Annotated in this window: 18 protein-coding genes; 3 read left to right on the top strand and 15 right to left on the bottom strand. The window is 49.2% G+C overall.

Features of this window, described 5'->3' with window-relative positions:
* Positions 1-30: 30 nt before the first annotated feature.
* From rnhB to rpsB, 15 genes are all read right to left on the bottom strand, one after another.
* The gene (gene rnhB, locus BZG78_RS09350; RefSeq protein ID WP_077661049.1) at positions 31-630 is read right to left on the bottom strand and encodes a ribonuclease HII; all 600 of its coding nucleotides are present in this window, start codon (positions 628-630) and stop codon (positions 31-33) included.
* On the bottom strand, positions 623-1,777 hold the full coding sequence (gene lpxB, locus BZG78_RS09355) for a lipid-A-disaccharide synthase (RefSeq protein WP_077661050.1): 1,155 nt from the start codon (positions 1,775-1,777) through the stop codon (positions 623-625). The genes rnhB and lpxB overlap by 8 nt, the downstream gene beginning before the upstream one ends.
* A complete protein-coding gene (gene lpxA, locus BZG78_RS09360) occupies positions 1,777-2,565 on the bottom strand; it encodes an acyl-ACP--UDP-N-acetylglucosamine O-acyltransferase (protein ID WP_077661051.1) in 789 nt (262 codons plus the stop codon). Before lpxA ends, lpxB begins: the two co-directional genes overlap by 1 nt.
* Positions 2,566-2,567: 2 nt before the next feature.
* A complete protein-coding gene (fabZ, locus tag BZG78_RS09365; RefSeq protein WP_025744337.1) occupies positions 2,568-3,020 on the bottom strand; it encodes a 3-hydroxyacyl-ACP dehydratase FabZ in 453 nt (150 codons plus the stop codon).
* An 84-nt stretch (positions 3,021-3,104) separates the two neighbouring features.
* Positions 3,105-4,130, bottom strand: a complete 1,026-nt coding sequence (gene lpxD, locus BZG78_RS09370) for a UDP-3-O-(3-hydroxymyristoyl)glucosamine N-acyltransferase (RefSeq protein WP_077459730.1) — start codon at positions 4,128-4,130, stop codon at positions 3,105-3,107.
* A 14-nt stretch (positions 4,131-4,144) separates the two neighbouring features.
* Positions 4,145-4,654 (bottom strand): OmpH family outer membrane protein, encoded by a 510-nt coding sequence (locus BZG78_RS09375; RefSeq protein ID WP_021021995.1) that lies wholly within the window; start codon positions 4,652-4,654, stop codon positions 4,145-4,147.
* Between the two features lie 20 nt (positions 4,655-4,674).
* Positions 4,675-7,104, bottom strand: coding sequence for an outer membrane protein assembly factor BamA (bamA, locus tag BZG78_RS09380; RefSeq protein WP_077459731.1), 2,430 nt, complete (start codon positions 7,102-7,104; stop codon positions 4,675-4,677).
* A 33-nt stretch (positions 7,105-7,137) separates the two neighbouring features.
* Positions 7,138-8,493, bottom strand: a complete 1,356-nt coding sequence (rseP, locus tag BZG78_RS09385) for a sigma E protease regulator RseP (protein ID WP_077661052.1) — start codon at positions 8,491-8,493, stop codon at positions 7,138-7,140.
* Complete coding sequence (ispC, locus tag BZG78_RS09390; protein WP_077661053.1) at positions 8,490-9,686, bottom strand: 1-deoxy-D-xylulose-5-phosphate reductoisomerase; 1,197 nt, start codon at positions 9,684-9,686, stop codon at positions 8,490-8,492. The genes rseP and ispC overlap by 4 nt, the downstream gene beginning before the upstream one ends.
* Before the next feature lie 18 nt (positions 9,687-9,704).
* The gene (locus BZG78_RS09395) at positions 9,705-10,556 is read right to left on the bottom strand and encodes a phosphatidate cytidylyltransferase (RefSeq protein ID WP_021021999.1); all 852 of its coding nucleotides are present in this window, start codon (positions 10,554-10,556) and stop codon (positions 9,705-9,707) included.
* Positions 10,557-10,571: 15 nt separating this feature from the next.
* On the bottom strand, positions 10,572-11,342 hold the full coding sequence (locus tag BZG78_RS09400) for an isoprenyl transferase (protein WP_021022000.1): 771 nt from the start codon (positions 11,340-11,342) through the stop codon (positions 10,572-10,574).
* A 75-nt stretch (positions 11,343-11,417) separates the two neighbouring features.
* Positions 11,418-11,975 (bottom strand): ribosome recycling factor, encoded by a 558-nt coding sequence (frr, locus tag BZG78_RS09405; protein WP_021022001.1) that lies wholly within the window; start codon positions 11,973-11,975, stop codon positions 11,418-11,420.
* 53 nt (positions 11,976-12,028) lie between these two features.
* Positions 12,029-12,757, bottom strand: coding sequence for a UMP kinase (gene pyrH / locus BZG78_RS09410; RefSeq protein WP_021022002.1), 729 nt, complete (start codon positions 12,755-12,757; stop codon positions 12,029-12,031).
* An 83-nt stretch (positions 12,758-12,840) separates the two neighbouring features.
* Complete coding sequence (tsf, locus tag BZG78_RS09415; protein ID WP_077661054.1) at positions 12,841-13,683, bottom strand: translation elongation factor Ts; 843 nt, start codon at positions 13,681-13,683, stop codon at positions 12,841-12,843.
* 133 nt (positions 13,684-13,816) lie between these two features.
* A complete protein-coding gene (gene rpsB / locus BZG78_RS09420; protein ID WP_021022004.1) occupies positions 13,817-14,545 on the bottom strand; it encodes a 30S ribosomal protein S2 in 729 nt (242 codons plus the stop codon).
* A gap of 462 nt (positions 14,546-15,007) precedes the next feature.
* On the opposite strand from rpsB, the gene map reads away from it, so the two are divergent.
* From map to BZG78_RS09435, 3 genes are read left to right on the top strand one after another with little or no spacing between them, the layout of a single operon-like run.
* Entirely contained in the window at positions 15,008-15,802 is a 795-nt protein-coding gene (gene map / locus BZG78_RS09425) for a type I methionyl aminopeptidase (RefSeq protein WP_021022005.1), read from the top strand.
* A 53-nt stretch (positions 15,803-15,855) separates the two neighbouring features.
* Positions 15,856-18,474, top strand: coding sequence for a bifunctional uridylyltransferase/uridylyl-removing protein GlnD (gene glnD, locus BZG78_RS09430; RefSeq protein WP_077576823.1), 2,619 nt, complete (start codon positions 15,856-15,858; stop codon positions 18,472-18,474).
* A gap of 60 nt (positions 18,475-18,534) precedes the next feature.
* Positions 18,535-18,912: a DUF3461 family protein gene (locus BZG78_RS09435; RefSeq protein WP_021022007.1), complete on the top strand. Its 378-nt coding sequence runs from the start codon at positions 18,535-18,537 to the stop codon at positions 18,910-18,912.
* The last annotated feature ends 32 nt before the right edge of the window (positions 18,913-18,944 follow it).

The raw sequence follows: 18,944 nt of genomic DNA on the forward strand, positions 1-18,944 counted from the left end.
ACTATGATTGGCTGAGATAAATAGCGCGCACTAGTCGATACCGAGTGCGCGTTTAACCGGCTTAAAGCTCTTACGATGCATCGGTAAGGCACCGTGCTCAGCTAAAGCGGCTATATGAACTTTGGTCGGATACCCTTTATGTTGGGCAAATCCGTAGCCTGGATACGCGGCATCCAGTAACGCCATTTCATGATCGCGATCGACCTTGGCTAAAATTGAGGCGGCACTGATTTCCGCCACGCGTAAGTCACCTTTCACAACGGCTTGCGCCGGCATCGGTAAGTCAGGCACGCGATTACCGTCAATCAGCGCATAATCTGGAGTAACCGACAGCCCATTCACCGCACGCTGCATCGCTAGCATCGTGGCGTGTAATATATTGAGTGCATCAATTTCATCAGGCTCAGCACGTCCAACAGACCATGAAAGCGCTTTTTGCTTGATCTGATCATACAGCGCAAGCCGCTTTTTCTCGCTCAATTTCTTTGAATCGGTTAATCCAACAATCAGCTGATTGGGATCTAAAATCACCGCCGCTGTCACCACCGCGCCGACAAGCGGGCCTCGCCCGACCTCATCAACACCAGCAATCACGTTGGCGTCCGGGTATACAAAAGGTTGTTCAGTCATGGTGACCCAATAGTGTTAATACTGCCTTGGCGGCGGAGGCATCCGCATTTTGACGAATGGTTTGATGCAACGCAGTAAAGGTGGACAACAGTGCTTGATTATCGCTATCAAGCTGATCACTAACGGCCTTCGCTAACGCCTCTGGCTGACAGTCTTCCTGTAGCAGTTCAGGCACCAGTGGCGCGTCTGCTAAAATATTCGGCAACGAGACATACTGGGTCTTAAGCAAACGCTTTGCCAGCCATGCTGTCAGTGGTTTCACGCGGTAGCCCACCACCATAGGACGCTTGAGTAACATGCATTCAAGCGCGACGGTTCCCGACGCCAGCAACACAGAATCGGCCGCACTAATAACCTGGCGCGCTGTATCGTCAACCAAGGTAAACGAAAGCTCTGGGGCAATGGCCTGCCAAGCTTGCTCAAACTGTTCGCGACGTGCCGAGTTAACCAAAGCAACCACAAAGCCAAGTTCCGGATAACGTGCCGCAAGCTGTTGGCAGGCTTGTATGAACGGCGGGGCTAACATCGCCATCTCACTGCCGCGACTTCCCGGAAGGACCGCTAACCAACGTTTATTGGGGTCAAGCCCCAGGGTTTGCTGTGCCGCCGTTTTATCCACTTGCATCGGAATGCTATCCGCCATGGTGTGACCGACAAAGGCACACGGCACGTCGAACTTGTCGTAAAACGCTTTTTCAAAGGGCAGAAACGCTAAGACAAGATCCGTGGCGGCCGCAATTTTAAAGATCCGCTTTTGCCGCCACGCCCACACTGACGGGCTGACGTAATGGACGGTTTTTATTCCGGTTTTTTTTAATGATGCTTCAAGACGTAAGTTAAAGTCCGGCGCATCAATACCAATAAAGACATCAGGCGGATGAGCAGTAAAGTGCTTCACCAGCGCGGCCTTCACATTCAATAAACGCGGCAGTCGACCCAAGACCTCAACCAGCCCCATCACGGACAGCTCTTCCATATCAAACAGGCTCTGGCAGCCTTGCGCTATCATTCGTGGGCCGCCAATGCCGACAAATTCAATATTCGGGTGCTGGGCGCGCAGTGCCTTGATGAGGCCTTCACCTAAAACATCGCCGGAGATTTCTCCGGCGACGATTCCAACCCGTAATGGACGCTCACTCGGTAACATTAACGAATAACGCCTCGCGTTGAGCGTGCAAAAAAGTCAACAAACAACGCCAATGCAGGTTCGTCTTCTGCTTGCGCCGCGAGCTCTTTTTTCACTTCTTCTAACGTTTTACCGGCGCGATACATGTTTTTATACACCGCACGAATGGCCCGAATGGCGGACTTGTCGAAGCCACGGCGTTTGAGACCCTCCACATTGATCCCAAACGGTGCGCAGTGATTGCCTTGAGCCATCACATACGGTGGCACGTCTTGAACCACAATGGATCCGCCACCGAGCATGGCATGACTACCAATGACGCAGAACTGGTGAATAGCTGACATCCCGCCCACTATCGCATAGTCATCGACATGGACGTGTCCTGCCAAGGTCGCATTGTTGGCAAAAATACAATGATTCCCCACCACACAATCATGGGCGACGTGGGCATTAATCATAAACAGGTTGTCGCTGCCAACTTTGGTTTCGCCTTTATCTTGCACCGTGCCGCGGTGCATGGTCACGCTTTCCCGAATGGTATTGCGATCACCAATTTCCAATGTTGTTGGCTCACCAGCATATTTAAGATCTTGGCATGCTTCACCAATGGAGGCGAACTGATAGATTCTATTATCACAACCAATACGCGTAGGCCCTTTGATCACCACATGGGTCATCACTTCGGTCCCTGCACCGATCTCTACACCCTTCCCCACATAAGAAAAGGCGCCAATTTTTACGTTTTCCCCCAAGACTGCACCGTCTTCGACAACGGCAGCGGGATGGATATAGGCAGTTTCGTGGATCACAATTAGATCTCTCTTCTTGCGCACTTTAATTGAGCCGAGCAGACAACATCACCATCGACTTTTGCGACGCCAGTAAAGGCCGCAATACCTCGGCGCTCTTTAATAAATTCTACCTCGAGAACCAGTTGGTCGCCTGGCGAGACTGGGCGGCGGAATTTAGCATTATCAATGCTTGCAAAATAGTATAGCTCGTTGTCTTTCGGCTTACCGAAGGTCTTAAACGCGAGCAAGCCTGTCGCTTGTGCCATCGCCTCTAGGATCAGTACGCCTGGGAACACCGGCAACTGCGGAAAATGCCCAGTGAACTGCGGCTCATTAACCGTAATATTTTTAATCGCGTGAAGGTACTGCCCTTCTTCAAAATCGGTAACACGATCAATCAACAAAAAAGGATAGCGGTGTGGTAGCAGCTCTTTGATTTCATTGATATATAGAACTTTTTTTTCGCGAGTCAAGGTAGTATTCCCGTTCAAATCCAATACTGACTTCATTAACGCAAAACGGCCCGCGTTACTAAGGCGGGCCTGCTATTCTCGGCGTTAATCTTGTTTGTCGAGCTGATGTTCCAGCTCTTTAAGTCGCTTGTGCATCTCGTCAATTTTGAGCACACGCGCGGCTGTTTTCCGCCACTCGCGGTTGGGCTGTAACGGAATACCGGACGAATACATGCCCGGCTCAGTGATTGGCCGCATTACCATCGCCATTCCTGTGATGGTCACGTTATCTGTGATTTCCATATGGCCATTAAACACGCTGGCGCCACCGATAATGCAGTGTTTACCTACTTTGAGGCTGCCTGCCATTACCGTTGCACCCGCGATTGCCGTGTTCTCACCAATCGAGACATTATGCGCAATCTGGCACTGATTGTCGATAATCACGCCATCAGCAATCTCGGTATCATCCAACGCCCCACGGTCGATAGTGGTACAGGCACCTATTTCGACTCGGTTACCAATCACAACCCGGCCAAGCTGAGGGATTTTAATCCATTTGCCTTTGTCATTGGCGTAGCCAAACCCATCTGCGCCGATCACTGTTCCTGCTTGAACCAAACAATCTTGACCGATAACGACATGATGATAGACGCTAACATTGGCCCACAGTTTTGTCCGCGCGCCGAGTTTTGCGCCCTTACCAATAAAGCAACCTGCGCCAATTTGAACGTTGTCACCAATTAACGCCCCAGATTCAATCACCGCATTAGGACCAATGGCGACGCCTTCACCTAGGATGGCATCATTTGCAACGACCGCTGACGACGCGATATCGGTGGCGCAGGCAGGGGTCGTATCTAAAATTTGTGCGACCTTCGCGTAGGCTAAATAGGGGTCTGCCACCACCAAGGCATTGCCATGGCAATAGGCAAGATCGCCTTCTTTAAGCATCACCGCGCTAGCACGACACAGTGCAAGACCCTTCCGATATTTCGGACTCGATAAGAAGGTGATTTGCCCTTCTCCCGCTGAATTCATCCCTGCAAGCGAGGTTATCGTTACAGCGCCGTCTCCGTGGAGCTGTGCATCCAGTTTTTCCGCTAATTCAGCGAGAGTAATTGAAACCATGGGCTCCTCGACGGTTAGTTAACTGCGTTAATCACTTTTTCAGACAAATCATCACTTGGGTTCGCATACAAAACGGCATTGGCATCAATCACGATGTCATAGCCCTCTTGCTCTGCCACTTTATCGACGGCTTTTTTCAGCTTTTGCACCAGCTTAGACTCTTCTTGGCCGCCGCGCTTGCGCTGATCTTCCTGCAAGGCTTTTACTTTGAGTTTATAGTCAGACTCCATCGACTGAAGCTCGCGTTGTAGCTTCACGCGCTCGTCTTCGCTCATCAACTCACCATTACGTTTAAGTTTTTCTACGCCTTTTGAGAGCTTTTCTTTCAAACGTTCAATCTCTGCGACGCGATCTTTAAATTCACCACGCAATTTTTCATTGAGGTTATTTTTTTGCGCCAGCTGCGACATCACAGCGCCGGTTGATACGTAGCCCACTTTCTGTGCAGCATCAGCCGCTGATGCGTACATGGACGTGGTCAATACCGCGACACTCAGTCCCGCTGCTTTCAAAAATGATTTCACAATAGTCTCCTTTCTGATCATCAGAATGTGCGCCCGATCGTGAAGGTAAAGAACTCTTCATCGTCGCCAGGCTGGCTAGTTATAGGTTTTGCGATGGAAAACACCAAAGGTGCCATCGGTGACATCCACTGCAGTGCCACACCGTAAGCGGCACTGACATTGGATGGATCTGAGTAGTCTTTTGTACCTGGGGGATAGCCCATATCGACCAGTTCTTGGCGATCAAACTCAGTGTCCCACACAGAGGCGGCATCAATAAAGACGCTGGTACGGATTTGCTCGCGTGCTTCATCTGAAGCAAATGGCGTCGGTACAATCAGCTCAACACTGGCAAGCGCCATGGCGTTACCACCAACCGCATCACTTGAACCGTAAGACCCTTCGGATTGTTCAATGTCCCCGTCCGGCTGCTCAGAGCCATCTGCCTCATAAATAGCTTTAGGGCCTACCGAGTTCGAGCGGAAGCCACGCAGAGATGAGAAGCCACCGGCATAATAGTTTTCATAAAACGGCAGCATATGGTCTTGGCCGTTGGTTTGACCATAGCCGTTACCATACGCGAGACGACCACGCGTTAAGAGCGTAAATTCATGCTCTTGTGTCAGCGGCATATACTGGCGAATATCGTACTGCATTTTAAAATACTGAACGTCGGACCCCGGCACTGTCATGCGATAAGAGGCTCGCTGATAATTACCGGCGGTTGGAAAGTAGCCACGGTTGAGATTATTGCGCGTCCATGAGACGGACATATCAAAATCATCAACTTCGAGTCCACCATTGCTCGTTAAGTGATCATTATGGCGTTCAAGAAACTTATCGATTTGGTAGTATTTACCAATATTTTCAATTTTGTTGTGGGTATACCCTAGCGAGAAATCGACTGAATTCAACTCATCGGTCCAAAAACCCCACGTCAGGCTTGTCCCGTAACTCTCGTTGGTATACTCCACAATATTGGCATCACGCGCTTCAAACTCGTTGTAAAATACCTTACCACCCAGACTGACACCATCGAGGGTAAAGTAAGGGTCTCGGTACTCCAACGTTAGGTTTTTACGGTAATCATTGACCATGGCATTAATGCCAAAGCGATTACCGGTACCGGCAAAGTTATCTTGCTGCAAACCGAGCTGTAAACTGGCGCCAGACTCGGTACCGTAACCGACACCAAAGTTAATGCTACCGGAGTTGGCTTCTTTGACTTTATAGTTAACATCGACTTGATCGTCCGTTCCCGGCACGCGTTGTGTATCCACTTCCACGTTTTGGAAAAAGCCGGTACGACTCAACCGCTCTTTCCCCCGAGTGACCGCTTTGGAGTTTAGCCAGGTTCCTTCCAGCTGTCGCATTTCGCGGCGTAACACTTCATCTTTAGACGTGGTATTCCCGGAAAAGCGGATATTGCGCACGTAGATACGCTTACCCGGCTCGACATTCACGGTCAGTGAGACTTGTTGATTGTCATCGTCAAAAGTCGGCATGGTATTGACTTTGGGGTAAGCAAAGCCGGTTTCACCAAGATGGCGCTTAATGGCCTCTTCGAGTGCGGTCACCTTATCGCCATTGTAGGTATCACCACGGGTAAAGCTAACCAATGAACGGTAAGTGTCTTCGTTTTGCGGATCGCCACGAAAGTTGACATCAGCAATCTCATACGGCTTGCCTTCATTCACATTCAGAGTGATGTAAACACCCTTTTTATCTGGCGAAATAGCCACCTGGGTCGATTCAACGCGAAACTTTAAATACCCACGATTGAGATAAAAATTACGCAGTTTTTCCAAATCGCCAGCAAGCACCTGCTTTTGATACTTTTCGTTGGCTAAGAAATTCCACCACGGCACATCGGCACGTAAATCGAAGCTATCGCGTAATGCGTCATCACTGAAGACATCGTTCCCCACGAAATTGATCTGCTCAATCTTGGCCGAGACGCCCTCAGTAAATACAAACTTCAAATCCGCGCGATTTCGCGGCAAAGGCGTAACAACGGCTTTTACCGACGCACTGTATTTACCCACACTGTAATAAAAGTCTTCTAAGCCTTTCTCAATATTACTAAGCTTTGTCCGATCAAGCGCCTCACCGACACGCAGCCCAGAAGACGTGAGGTTTTCTTGTAGCTGCTCTTTTTTAATTGCTTTGTTGCCTGAGAACGAAATGCTCGCAATAGTAGGACGCTCCACGACTTTAACCAGCAAGGTTTCATCATCGCGATAAACGCGCACATCCTCGAAATTACCCGAGGCAAACAGTGCATTTATCACATCTGCCACATCCTCGTCGTCGACGTTGTCACCCACACGGACCGGCATCGATAGCAATGCAGCCCCTAAGCTGACGCGCTGTAGGCCTTCAAAGCGGATATCGCTTACCTCGAATGTGTCAGCATGCGCCATACTGCTGCTTACTAAAAGAGACGCTATTAATAGTTTTTTCATCGCCATGTGCTATCTGACTTATCCTTGAATACTAACCGTTTAAAGTCGGGCGAAGTCGTTAAACAATGCCACTGCCATCACCATCATCAACACGGCAGCGCCGATACGATACCCAAAGTCCTGTACACGCTCGGAAACCGGTTTTCGTGTCACAGCCTCAATCCCAAAGAACAGCAAATGGCCGCCATCTAATACGGGCAGAGGAAGTAAATTGATAATGCCTAGGTTCACACTGATCAGTGCCATGAACCCTAAAAATGAGATCAACCCGATCTCTGCTGTCATGCCCGCGCCTTTCGCGATCGATATAGGACCACTTAAGTTGTTCACACCCACATCACCGGTGATCAATTTTTTTATCATATTGACGGTCATGCTGATCACTTGGCCCGTTTTATTGACCGCTTCTGGTATCGCCGCTAACGGCCCATATTGTTGCGTGAAACGGTATGATTCAGGCCATGCTGCCATTTGAGGAGCAATCCCCGCATACCCTGTCATTTGACCTTCAACGTCACGCGCATCCGGGGTGAGTGTCAAATTTTGCGTTTCCCCATCGCGGACGATTGTCAGCGACAAGCTTTGATTGGGACTTCGTTTGATCACCGCAACGAGCGCTTGCCATGATGCCAACTCAGTGTCATCCACGGCAACGATCTTATCACCTTGCTCGAGTCCAGCTTGCGCTGCCGCGCTCTGTTCAACCACTTGTGCGACCGACAATGTGATCGCGGGTCGATAAGGCGTGATGCCAAGCGTCGTCAAAGGCGATTGTTTTTCTGGATCAAACTGCCATTGCGTGAGATCTAGGGTGTAATCGCGTTGATAAGTTTGCGCCGGACTCTGTTTCGCAGTGAGGGTCATGCTCTCATCACCAATATACCCGATCAACGCAAAATTAACCGCTTGCCAATCAGCGGTTTCGACGCCGGAAACTTGGGTTAGTTCCATTCCTGATTCGATTCCGGCTTCAGCAGCAATCGAGTTGGGGGATATTTCGCCGATCACAGGTTTGACAGCAGGAACACCGATCATCATCACCAGCCAATACGCAAAGGCGGCAAAGATAAAGTTAGCGATAGGGCCGGCGGCGACAATGGCGCTACGTTGCCATAGGGGTTGGTTGTTAAATGCGCGGTGCTTGTCTGCGTCAGGAACAGCCTCAATACGCTCATCCAACATTTTGACGTAGCCACCGAGCGGGATCGCAGCAATCACGTATTCGGTATTGTCTTTGCCGTACCAGCGCCATAATGCGCGACCAAAACCAATTGAAAAACGCTCAACCTTTACACCACAGCGACGAGCGACCCAAAAGTGACCGTATTCGTGAATTGCAACCAGTATGCCAAGCGCGACAATAAACGCCGCCGCGTTCCAAAGAAAATCGCTCATTTTGTCACCTTAGTAATCTGCTCATTGGCAGCCATGCGAGCTATTCTATCCAGCTCAAATAAGCAATCCAAGCTTGTTGGCGTGGGAAGCGATGATTGGGTCAATACCTGCTCATTGATGCGAGCAATATCCATAAAGCTGATTTTTCCGGCAAGAAACGCGGCGACAGCTTGCTCATTGGCGGCATTGAGCGTGGTGGTTGCTGCTTGCCCCTGCTCACAGGCTGCGATCGCGAGCGAAAGACAAGGATAACGACACGCATCCGGTGCCATAAAAGTAAATTCGCCAATTTGAGTGAAATCAAGAGGCGCTACCGACGCTTGAACGCGCTCAGGATATCCCATTGCATGAGCAATCGGCGTACACATATCGGGCGTACCCAATTGCGCGAGCACCGAGCCATCACACATCTGTACCATGGAGTGGATCACTGACTGCGGGTGGATCACTACTTCCAGTTGATGAGGCTGGGCGTTGAATAACCATCGCGCCTCAATGTATTCCAAACCTTTATTCATCATGGTTGCTGAATCGACCGAGATTTTTGGCCCCATCGACCAATTAGGATGTGCGATGGCTTCTTCAACACTGACGGTCGCTAAGCTTTGTGGGTCACGATAGCGAAATGGTCCACCCGAGCCTGTTAGCAAAATTTTATTGACGCCGGCCGATTGCAAATCACAGCGTCCAGGCTGTTGCTGCACGGATTGCGGCAAGCATTGAAAGATCGCATTGTGTTCACTGTCGATGGGCAGCAGCTCAGCGCCGTATTGATAAACAGCATCAATAAAAAACTGCCCAGACATTACCAAGGCTTCTTTATTGGCAAGCAGCACCCGTTTGCCCGCTTTAACCGCCGCCATTGTTGAAGACAGCCCGGCCGCGCCAACAACTGCCGCCATCACCATATCCACTTCAGGTAATGCCGCAAGGTGACATAAACTGTCCTCGCCAGCGAGTACTTCGGTGCCGATCCCTCTTTCAAGCAACGCATGACGCAACTGTTGCGCTGACGCGCGATTGGCCATCGCGGCGTAAGCAGGTTGCCAATCGACACATAACGCAATCATTTTCTCGACATTGGTATGTGCAGCCAATGCCGTGACTTCAAACTTTTCAGGGTTGGCTGCAACCACTTTTAGGGTACTGGAGCCAATAGAACCTGTGGCGCCTAATACGGTGATTCTTTGCATGTCGAAGACTCGTTTCACTTAATTCGCAAATGCGAAGTACAACACGGTAAACACTGGGAACGCTGCCGTTAAGCTATCAATGCGATCAAGAATGCCCCCATGACCTGGAAGCAAATTACCACTGTCTTTCACCCCAGCGACGCGTTTAAACATACTCTCCGCTAAGTCACCCAACACGGACGCCAAGGCGGTCACCACAGTGACAGCCAAGAACACGCCAACATTGGCGAAATGGATGTTTAACAGATGCGTCCCTAACCAGGTCACTGCCACTGCCGCAGTGAGCCCACCCAGTAATCCTTCGAGGGTTTTATTCGGGCTGACCGCAGGGGCCATTTTATGTTTACCGAATTTTTTCCCGGCAAAATAGGCACCACTATCTGCGCACCATACAAGGACAAAAACCAGCAGCACTAACTTGGCGCCATAAAAAGAGGAGAACTGGTAGTCTGTTGCACGCAACAGCAAGACACTCCACATAAACGGTAACAGGGTAACGAGACCAAAGAGTAGGCGTAGTAACTTGCTGTGGGTCCAATATGCCCCTGAGCGAGGGTATGAGAGCACTAACACGGTTGCGAATAGCCACCAAGCCGCGCCGGTTGCCGCCAGTGCGAAAGGTGGCAGTGTGACATGCCCAAGCGCCATGGCACTAAAAGGAATACTAAAGAGCGAAAGCGCCAGCGCTGCAGCAGGGATAATAAAGGTAAAAAGACGCGAAGACGCCGAGACAAACTGCGTCCATTCCCAAAGTCCAATTAAAGTGACAGCCGCTATCGCTGCAACAAATGCAGGAAACGGTAAGTAAAAGACTCCAGCGACCACTAACGGGACTAACAAGGCCGCGGTTAAAACACGTTGTTTGAGCAAACTGATTCCTCGTGGTTACTTATCCGTTGTTATCATGGCTTTAATTTGCTCGCCGGTGCAGCCAAAACGTCGTTCACGATTGACATACCAAGCCACGGCATCATACAAACTTTGTTCGTTGAAATCAGGCCAATATTGCTCGGTAAAACATAACTCTGCATAGGCAGCTTGCCATAAAATAAAGTTACTGATGCGGCATTCGCCGCTGGTGCGGATCATTAAATCGACATCCGGTAAATCTGCCAACATTAAATGACGCGCAATATCCTGTTCCCCAATATCATTGGGTTGTAAGTGACCGGCGACAACCTGTTCAGCGACACGACGTGTTGCCTGGGTAATATCCCATTGCCCACCGTAATTCGCCGCAATATTGAGTACCAAACGGTCATTATTTGCCGTTAACGCTTGAGCTTCGGCAATTTTCGTTTGCAAAGAAGGGCTGAATCGAGAGGTGTCACCAATAATGCGTAATTGCACACCATGGCTGTCGAGCCGTTTAGCTTCACGCGATAGCACATTGATAAATAGCTCCATCAATACGCTGACTTCGTCTTCTGGACGACGCCAGTTTTCACTACTAAACGCAAATAAAGTTAGCGCTTTCACACCAAGCTCAGACGCCGCCTTGACGGTCTTACGTACCGCTTTGACGCCCGCTTTATGCCCGAACACACGGGCTTTTCCGCGAGCCTTGGCCCAGCGTCCATTGCCATCCATGATAATGGCGATGTGTTGCGGTAAAGCGGCAGATTCGAGCTGCGCATCAAGAGACTGGGAACTCATGTTTCTCCTTGGCAAATAAAAAGCGCTGTACTGCACGCACAGCGCTTTAGCATTGGCGGTAAAGTCTAATGAGATTTAGACTTCCATCAACTCTTTTTCTTTTGCATCAAGAAGTGCATCAACATTCTTAACCGCTTCATCAGTCAACTTTTGAATGTCATCTTGCGCACGGTGCTCGTCGTCTTCTGAAATTTCTTTGTCTTTTAATAGTGCTTTGAGATCACTATTGGCATCACGACGGATATTACGTACTGCAACACGCGCATTTTCACCTTCAGAACGAACAACTTTCACCATGTCTTTACGGCGATCTTCGGTCAGTGGTGGCAAAGGCACACGGATCACGGTACCTGCTGAGGCTGGGTTCAAGCCTAGGTCAGAGGTCATGATCGCCTTTTCAACCGCTTGGGTTACTTGCTTGTCATACACGCTAATCGCCAAGGTACGCGAATCTTCAGCAACAATAGACGCAAGTTGGTTTAAAGGCGTTTGCGCGCCGTAATACTCAACGGTAAGGCCTTCTAGTAAGCTTGGATGTGCACGCCCAGTGCGCAGTTTACCTAATGTGTGCTTAAGCGCTTCTACACTTTTTTCCATACGCGCTTTGGCGTCGTCTTTTATGTCATTAATCACGGGAATATCCTTGCGATTGAATTAATTTGTAAGATTATGCCACCAATATTGGCTTAGCTGTTAGTGATCAAGGTGCCTTCTGCTTCACCCATCACGACACGGCGTAACGCACCTGGCTTATTCATGTTAAATACACGAAGAGGCAGTTTATGGTCGCGTGCAAGTGTAAATGCGGCCAAATCCATCACTTTCAACTCTTTTTCTAACACATCTTGATATGTCAGCGAGTCATAAAGTGTTGCATCTGGGTTTTTGGTTGGATCATCACTGTATACACCGTCGACTTTGGTCGCTTTAATCACCACATCGGATTCAATTTCAATACCGCGTAAACAGGCAGCCGAGTCGGTAGTAAAGAAAGGGTTACCGGTCCCAGCAGAGAAAATCACCACCCGACCATTACGAAGTTGGCTGATGGCTTCAGCCCAGTTATAGCTGTCACATACACCGTTTAGAGGAATCGCTGACATCACTCGTGCGTTCACATAGGCACGATGAAGTGCGTCACGCATCGCCAACCCGTTCATCACGGTGGCTAACATACCCATGTGATCGCCCACAACACGGTTCATTCCCGCCTCAGCAAGACCCGCACCACGGAATAAATTCCCGCCACCGATGACCAATCCTACCTGAACACCCAGCTCGACCAGTTCTTTTATTTCTTGCGCCATACGATCAAGCACGGTGGGATCGATACCGAATCCATCTTTGCCCTGCAGGGCTTCACCGCTCAGTTTAAGTAAAATTCGTTGATATGCAGGCTTAGGATTTGTAGTCATTTCACTACCTTTCTATTAGGCACTAATTAGGGAAGAAGGTTATGGAAGACCGCGGCGAGCACCGCGGTCTGAGTCAGCAAGAATTAGCTTTGTTGTACAGCAGCAACTTCTGCAGCAAAGTCTACTTCTTCTTTCTCGATGCCTTCACCGACTTCAAAACGGATGAAGTTAGTCACTTCGGCACCTTTTTCTTTCAGCATTTGACCCACAGTTTGTGCTGGATCCATCACGAATGCTTGACCTGTCAGAGAAATTTCACCGGTGAATTTCTTCATACGGCCAACAACCATTTTCTCTGCGATATCAGCTGGCTTGCCTGATTCCATTGCGATATCAACTTGAATTTTCTTCTCTTTTTCAACAACGTCAGCAGGCACATCTTCAGGGTTCACGTAGTCAGGCTTAGACGCGGCAATGTGCATAGCAACGTGCTTGATGGTTTCTTCGTCAGCTTTCGCAGCAACAACCACACCGATACGATCGCCGTGACGGTAAGAACCGACTTTCTCGCCTTCGATGAATGAAACACGGCGGATATCCATGTTTTCACCGATTTTTGCAACAAGCTCAGCACGCTGCTGTTCGAATTTTTCTTTCAGCGCGTCGATTGCTAGGCCTTCAGCCAGTGCTGTTTCTRCCACTTGGTTAGCAAATGCAGCGAAATTCGCGTCTTTAGCAACAAAGTCAGTTTCACAGTTAATTTCAACGATCGCAGCTTTGCCGTCGTTTTCTTTAACTAGGATGACACCTTCAGCAGCAACACGGCCAGCTTTCTTCGCTGCTTTTGCCGCGCCGCTCTTACGCATGTTTTCGATTGCAACTTCGATGTCAGCGTTCGCTTCAACCAGTGCTTTTTTACATTCCATCATGCCAGCGCCAGTGCGCTCGCGCAGTTCTTTAACCAGGGCAGCGGTAACAGTTGCCATTGTTCAATCCTCGATTCGAAACTATTTTGGGTAAAAAACAGGGGCCCGATATCGGCCCCTGCTAACCATACTTAGCTTACAGCATGAAAGATGACACGCTGATGGCTAAGAACGCTCACAAGGAGCTGTCGTCTTACTCAGCGACTTCAACCAGCTCGTCTTCTGCTTGCGTGACGATATCTTGGCTACGGCCTTCTTTGTAAGCGTCAGACGCTGCGTTCAGGTACAGTTGGATAGCGCGAATTGCGTCATCATTACCTGGGATTACGTGATCAACGCCGTCAGGGTTAGAGTTAGTATCTACCACTGCAAAGACTGGGATGCCCAGATTATTCGCTTCTTTGATGGCAATGTGCTCGTGATCTGCATCGATAACGAACATTGCATCAGGTAGGCCGTTCATGTTCTTGATACCACCCAGTGATTTGTCGAGTTTTTCCATCTCACGGGTGTACATCAGCGCTTCTTTTTTGGTCAGCTTTTCAAACGTACCGTCACTCGCTTGAGTTTCCAGATCTTTTAGACGTTTGATAGATGTGCGAACGGTTTTCCAGTTGGTCAGCATGCCGCCCAACCAACGGTTACTTACATAAAACTGCTCGCAGTTTTCTGCTGCCGTTTTTACCGCTTCGCTTGCTGCGCGCTTAGTACCAACAAACAGAACTTTACCTTTACGCTCACCGATTTTTGACAGTTCAGCCAGTGACTCGTTGAACATTGGTACGGTTTTTTCAAGGTTGATGATGTGCACTTTGTTACGTGAACCAAAAATGAATGGCTTCATTTTTGGGTTCCAGAAACGAGTTTGGTGACCGAAGTGTACACCCGCCTTGAGCATGTCGCGCATTGAAACAGTAGCCATGATAAATTCCTCTCGGGGTTAGGCCTCCACATATCCCATTTACCGACCCGTTAGTGGGCACCCCGGTCAATGTGTCGATATGTGTGTGATTTAAGAATAAAAATGATAATTGAACCCCATCAAACTGAAACCTAGCTCGGCTAGACCTAGCATGGCTAGATTGATCATAATGACGGTTTTCGGCGCGCTTTATATCACAAACACATGGGTAAAATCCAGTTAAATTGCGCGCGCAATCCGCCTAAACCTATACGATGACCGCGCGGAATGCTTCTCTTTCTGTTTCTTCCATGGACATGGCTTGGTACCATATAGTCACTATTAGACAGTTGCTAATCCTGCACCGCTGAGACAAGCGTAGCAGGGCGTCAGTGGCTGTGCTTAATGATACAAAACGTGACTTGAATCATGCTCTCGTTTTAACGTTATCATTGAGCATCCCGAATAAAGAGAGAAAGCAAAATGACAATCCCGATTAAAACAGAAGAAGAAATTGAAAAAATGCGCGTAGCCGGTCGGCTCGCTGCTGACGTGCTCGTGATGCTTGGCGAGCATGTTAAGCCTGGGGTCACCACCCGTGAGCTAGACGACATCGCTCACCAGTATATGACTGACGTACAAGGCACCATTCCTGCCACATTGGACTATCACGGTTTTCCTAAATCCATGTGCACATCAATCAATCATGTCGTTTGTCATGGTATACCTTGTGATGAAGACGTGCTCCAAGAAGGCGACATCGTCAATATTGATGTCACCGTGATCAAAGATGGCTACCATGGCGATACCTCAAAGATGTTTTTAGTCGGGGAAGTGTCTCTCGAAGACAAACGTCTTTGCCGTGTCACGCAAGAAAGCCTGTATCACGCGATCAAAAAGGTAAAACCAGGTGCGACTGTTGGTGATTTAGGAACAGCGATCCAAAAGTTCATCAAGAGCAGCAACACACGCTACTCAATCGTCAAAGAGTACTGTGGGCATGGTATTGGCGCGAGCTTCCATGAAGATCCACAAGTGGTGCACTACAAAAACAACGACCGTACCATTCTTAAACCTGGCATGTGTTTTACTATTGAGCCTATGATTAACGCAGGGAAGTATGGGACCGTACTGGATGAGGACGATGATTGGACGGTCTATACCATCGATGGTAAAAAGTCGGCGCAATGGGAGCACACGCTGCTGGTGACCGACACAGGGGTTGAGGTGTTAACGTTACGAGAGGAAGAAAGTCTCCCACGTTACATCAACCACTAATCTAGAAATAAGAGCCGGTTTCGTTCCGGCTTTTTTTTGCGCAAAGGATCGCCATGACAGACACGGTAATTACGCCACAACATTTGGGGGATGATCAACTCGACCCCATCACGCTAAAGGCACAGTTCCAACAGCTACTTGAACAGCAAAAGCAAGATTTCCTTGCCAATGTTCCCGTTGCCGAGTTGGTTTATCAGCGTACCGATTATATGGATGCCCTTCTGGCTAGGTTATGGCATCACTTTGGTTTTGATCAAAGCCCTCTTGCACTGGTCGCGGTGGGCGGCTATGGCCGGCGTGAATTACACCCTCTGTCTGATATTGATTTACTCCTACTTTGCCAAGCACCGCTAAATGCTTATCAGCAGCAAAGCCTCAGTGATCTACTCACTTTGTTGTGGGACTTGAAATTGGAAGTCGGCCACAGTGTCCGGACTGTCGAAGAGTGTATTGACGTTGGGCTGGATGATCTTACCGTCGCGACTAATTTACAAGAGTCGCGCCTTTTATGTGGCGATTCACAGTTGTTCGAGGCGCTCGAGGCCCGTGTGCACCATGATAGCTTTTGGCCCAGTGAACGCTTTTATCAAGCGAAAGTCGACGAGCAAAAAGCCCGACATCGCCGCTATCATGATACCGCTTATAAACTCGAGCCAGATTTAAAACTCAGCCCTGGCAGCTTACGCGATATTCATACCCTATCTTGGATTGCGCGCCGTCATTTTGGTGCCACCAGCTTAAGAGAAATGAGCGATTTTGGCTTTTTGACTGATGCTGAGTATCGTGAACTTAACGAATGCCAAAACGTGCTGTGGCGGATCCGTTTTGCCCTTCACCTTGAGCTGCGCCGCTACGACAACCGACTGACCTTCGCTCATCAAACCTCAGTGGCTGAACTCCTCGGCTACCGGGGCGACGGTAATCGTGCGGTCGAGACCATGATGAAAGATTTCTTTCGCACCCTCGGACGCGTGGGGGAGCTCAACAAGATGCTGCTGCAAATCTTTGATCAGGTGATCATCGATAATGGTCGGTCTGGAGAAGTCGACGTATTAAGTGATGACTTCCAACGCTGCGGACGGACTATTGAGGCACGCAAACCTGCTTTATTTCAAGCACGCCCTGAGACTATCTTAGATATGATGCTGCATATCGCCGACGACACCTCGATCGAGGCCATCGCCGCCCCCACTTTACGCCAACTGCGTACCGCTCGACGTCGACTTAACCACTTTTTGTGTCAGCAAGACGATGCAAGAGAAAAATTCATGGCACTCATACGCCACCCAAACGCTCTGCATAAAGCGTTTGGACTAATGCACCGCCACGGTGTCATGTCTGCGTACCTCCCACAGTGGAGTCAAATTGTCGGACAAATGCAGTTTGATTTGTTTCATGTCTATACGGTTGATGAACACACGATTCGTTTGCTCAAACATATGCGTTTGTTTGACGATGAAGCTAATCGTGAGCGCCACCCCATTTGTTGCGATGTATTTCCGCGTCTTGCACGAAGAGAGCTGTTGCTGGTTGCGGCTATTTTTCATGATATAGGCAAAGGCCGTGGAGGCGATCACAGTGAAATTGGCGCGATTGAATCCCATGATTTTTGTCTTGACCACGGTTTATCAAAGCCAGAAGCCAACATTGTCAGTTGGCTGGTACGTAACCACTTACTGATGTCTGTCACCGCCCAGCGTCGCGATATTTACGATCCCGATGTCATCACCGACTTTGCCAAAGAGGTCCGCGACGAGGAGCGGCTCGATTTGCTTCTCTGCCTGACCGTGGCAGACATTAATGCCACTAACCCAGACTTGTGGAATAGTTGGAAGCGTACCTTAATTGCTGAGCTTTATTATTCCACTCAAAAAGCCTTACGACGTGGGCTAGAAAACCCACCAGATGTCCGAGAACGGATCCGGCACAACAAACATCTCGCTGCTGCCATGTTACGCAAGCAGGGGCACAGTCCACGAGAAATTGAAGTATTATGGCAACGTTTTAAAGCGGATTATTTTCTTCGCCATACCCACAAGCAAATAGCTTGGCATAGTGAACATCTGCTCCACCACGCCGATGATAAGCCGCTGGTGCTCGTCAGTAAAAAAGCGACCCGTGGCGGCACAGAAATATTCGTTTACTGCCAAGACAGGCCGAGCTTGTTCGCACGCGTCGTTGCCGCCCTAGATAAGAAAAACCTCAGTGTCCATGATGCCCAAGTCATGACCAGCAAAGATGGCCACGCACTCGATACCTTTATGGTGCTCGATCAAAACGACGATGCGATTTCTATCGATCGTCATCCTAGAATTATCGACGGGGTTGGGAAAGCACTCAACGAGACCGGCAAGATCACTATTCCCAAGCGTCGCTCACCGCAAAAGTTACAACATTTTTCGGTGAAAACGCAGGTATTGTTTCTCCCCACCAAAAACGGGCGACGTACACTCATGGAATTAGTCGCGCTCGATACGCCAGGGCTATTGGCACGCGTCGGTGCGGTTTTTGCTCGGCAAAATGTGAGTGTTCACGCGGCTAAAATCACCACCATCGGTGAGCGCGCAGAGGACTTTTTTATCGTCACAGATCTCGACAATCAAGCGCTCACTTCTGAACACCAAGCACAATTGAAAGCGGCGCTCGAGAAAGCCCTCTCGCAAGCCAAATAATACCAGGGAATCGCGCGGGTAAGACGCGCAACCATAACGATGTCTAACCATGAGGTGGCTATGTATCAACAGTTAAAGAATATCGGTGTTGAACACCCTGAAAAAATAGAGCGCTACTCGCTCCGTCAAGAAGCAAGCTACGATACGCTCAAAATCTATTTTAGTAAGCCAAAAGGCGATCTGTTTGCGCGGAGTATGAAATTTAAATATCCGCGGCAGCGTAAAAATGTGGTCGTCGACAGCGGTACAGGTCGCTCAAAAGAAGTAACAGAGATAAACCGGAGCCTCTCTTTGGTCATTGATGAGCTCGACCAGATCGTACAACACGAGCATACCGAGCAAGACGTGAAGCAAAAAGTGCTTACCGACCTACGTCACCTAGAAAAAGTGGTCGCCAGTAAGATTGCAGAAATCGAGGCCGAACTCGAAAAGCTGTAAGGGCGGCATGCGAGTACACCGCCCATAGCAAG

Origin of the sequence: Salinivibrio sp. MA351 (assembly GCF_001996065.1) — a bacterium.
GTDB classification, from domain to species: domain Bacteria; phylum Pseudomonadota; class Gammaproteobacteria; order Enterobacterales; family Vibrionaceae; genus Salinivibrio; species Salinivibrio costicola.

Coding starts and splice junctions, on each gene's coding strand:
- pyrH (WP_021022002.1), bottom strand. CDS start 12,757: ATGACTACAAATCCTAAGCCTGCATATCAACGAATTTTACTTAAACTG.
- BZG78_RS09435 (WP_021022007.1), top strand. CDS start 18,535: ATGTATCAACAGTTAAAGAATATCGGTGTTGAACACCCTGAAAAAATA.
- map (WP_021022005.1), top strand. CDS start 15,008: ATGACAATCCCGATTAAAACAGAAGAAGAAATTGAAAAAATGCGCGTA.
- rseP (WP_077661052.1), bottom strand. CDS start 8,493: ATGAGCGATTTTCTTTGGAACGCGGCGGCGTTTATTGTCGCGCTTGGC.
- bamA (WP_077459731.1), bottom strand. CDS start 7,104: ATGGCGATGAAAAAACTATTAATAGCGTCTCTTTTAGTAAGCAGCAGT.
- rpsB (WP_021022004.1), bottom strand. CDS start 14,545: ATGGCTACTGTTTCAATGCGCGACATGCTCAAGGCGGGTGTACACTTC.
- glnD (WP_077576823.1), top strand. CDS start 15,856: ATGACAGACACGGTAATTACGCCACAACATTTGGGGGATGATCAACTC.
- lpxD (WP_077459730.1), bottom strand. CDS start 4,130: ATGGTTTCAATTACTCTCGCTGAATTAGCGGAAAAACTGGATGCACAG.
- ispC (WP_077661053.1), bottom strand. CDS start 9,686: ATGCAAAGAATCACCGTATTAGGCGCCACAGGTTCTATTGGCTCCAGT.
- rnhB (WP_077661049.1), bottom strand. CDS start 630: ATGACTGAACAACCTTTTGTATACCCGGACGCCAACGTGATTGCTGGT.
- lpxB (WP_077661050.1), bottom strand. CDS start 1,777: ATGTTACCGAGTGAGCGTCCATTACGGGTTGGAATCGTCGCCGGAGAA.
- BZG78_RS09400 (WP_021022000.1), bottom strand. CDS start 11,342: ATGAGTTCCCAGTCTCTTGATGCGCAGCTCGAATCTGCCGCTTTACCG.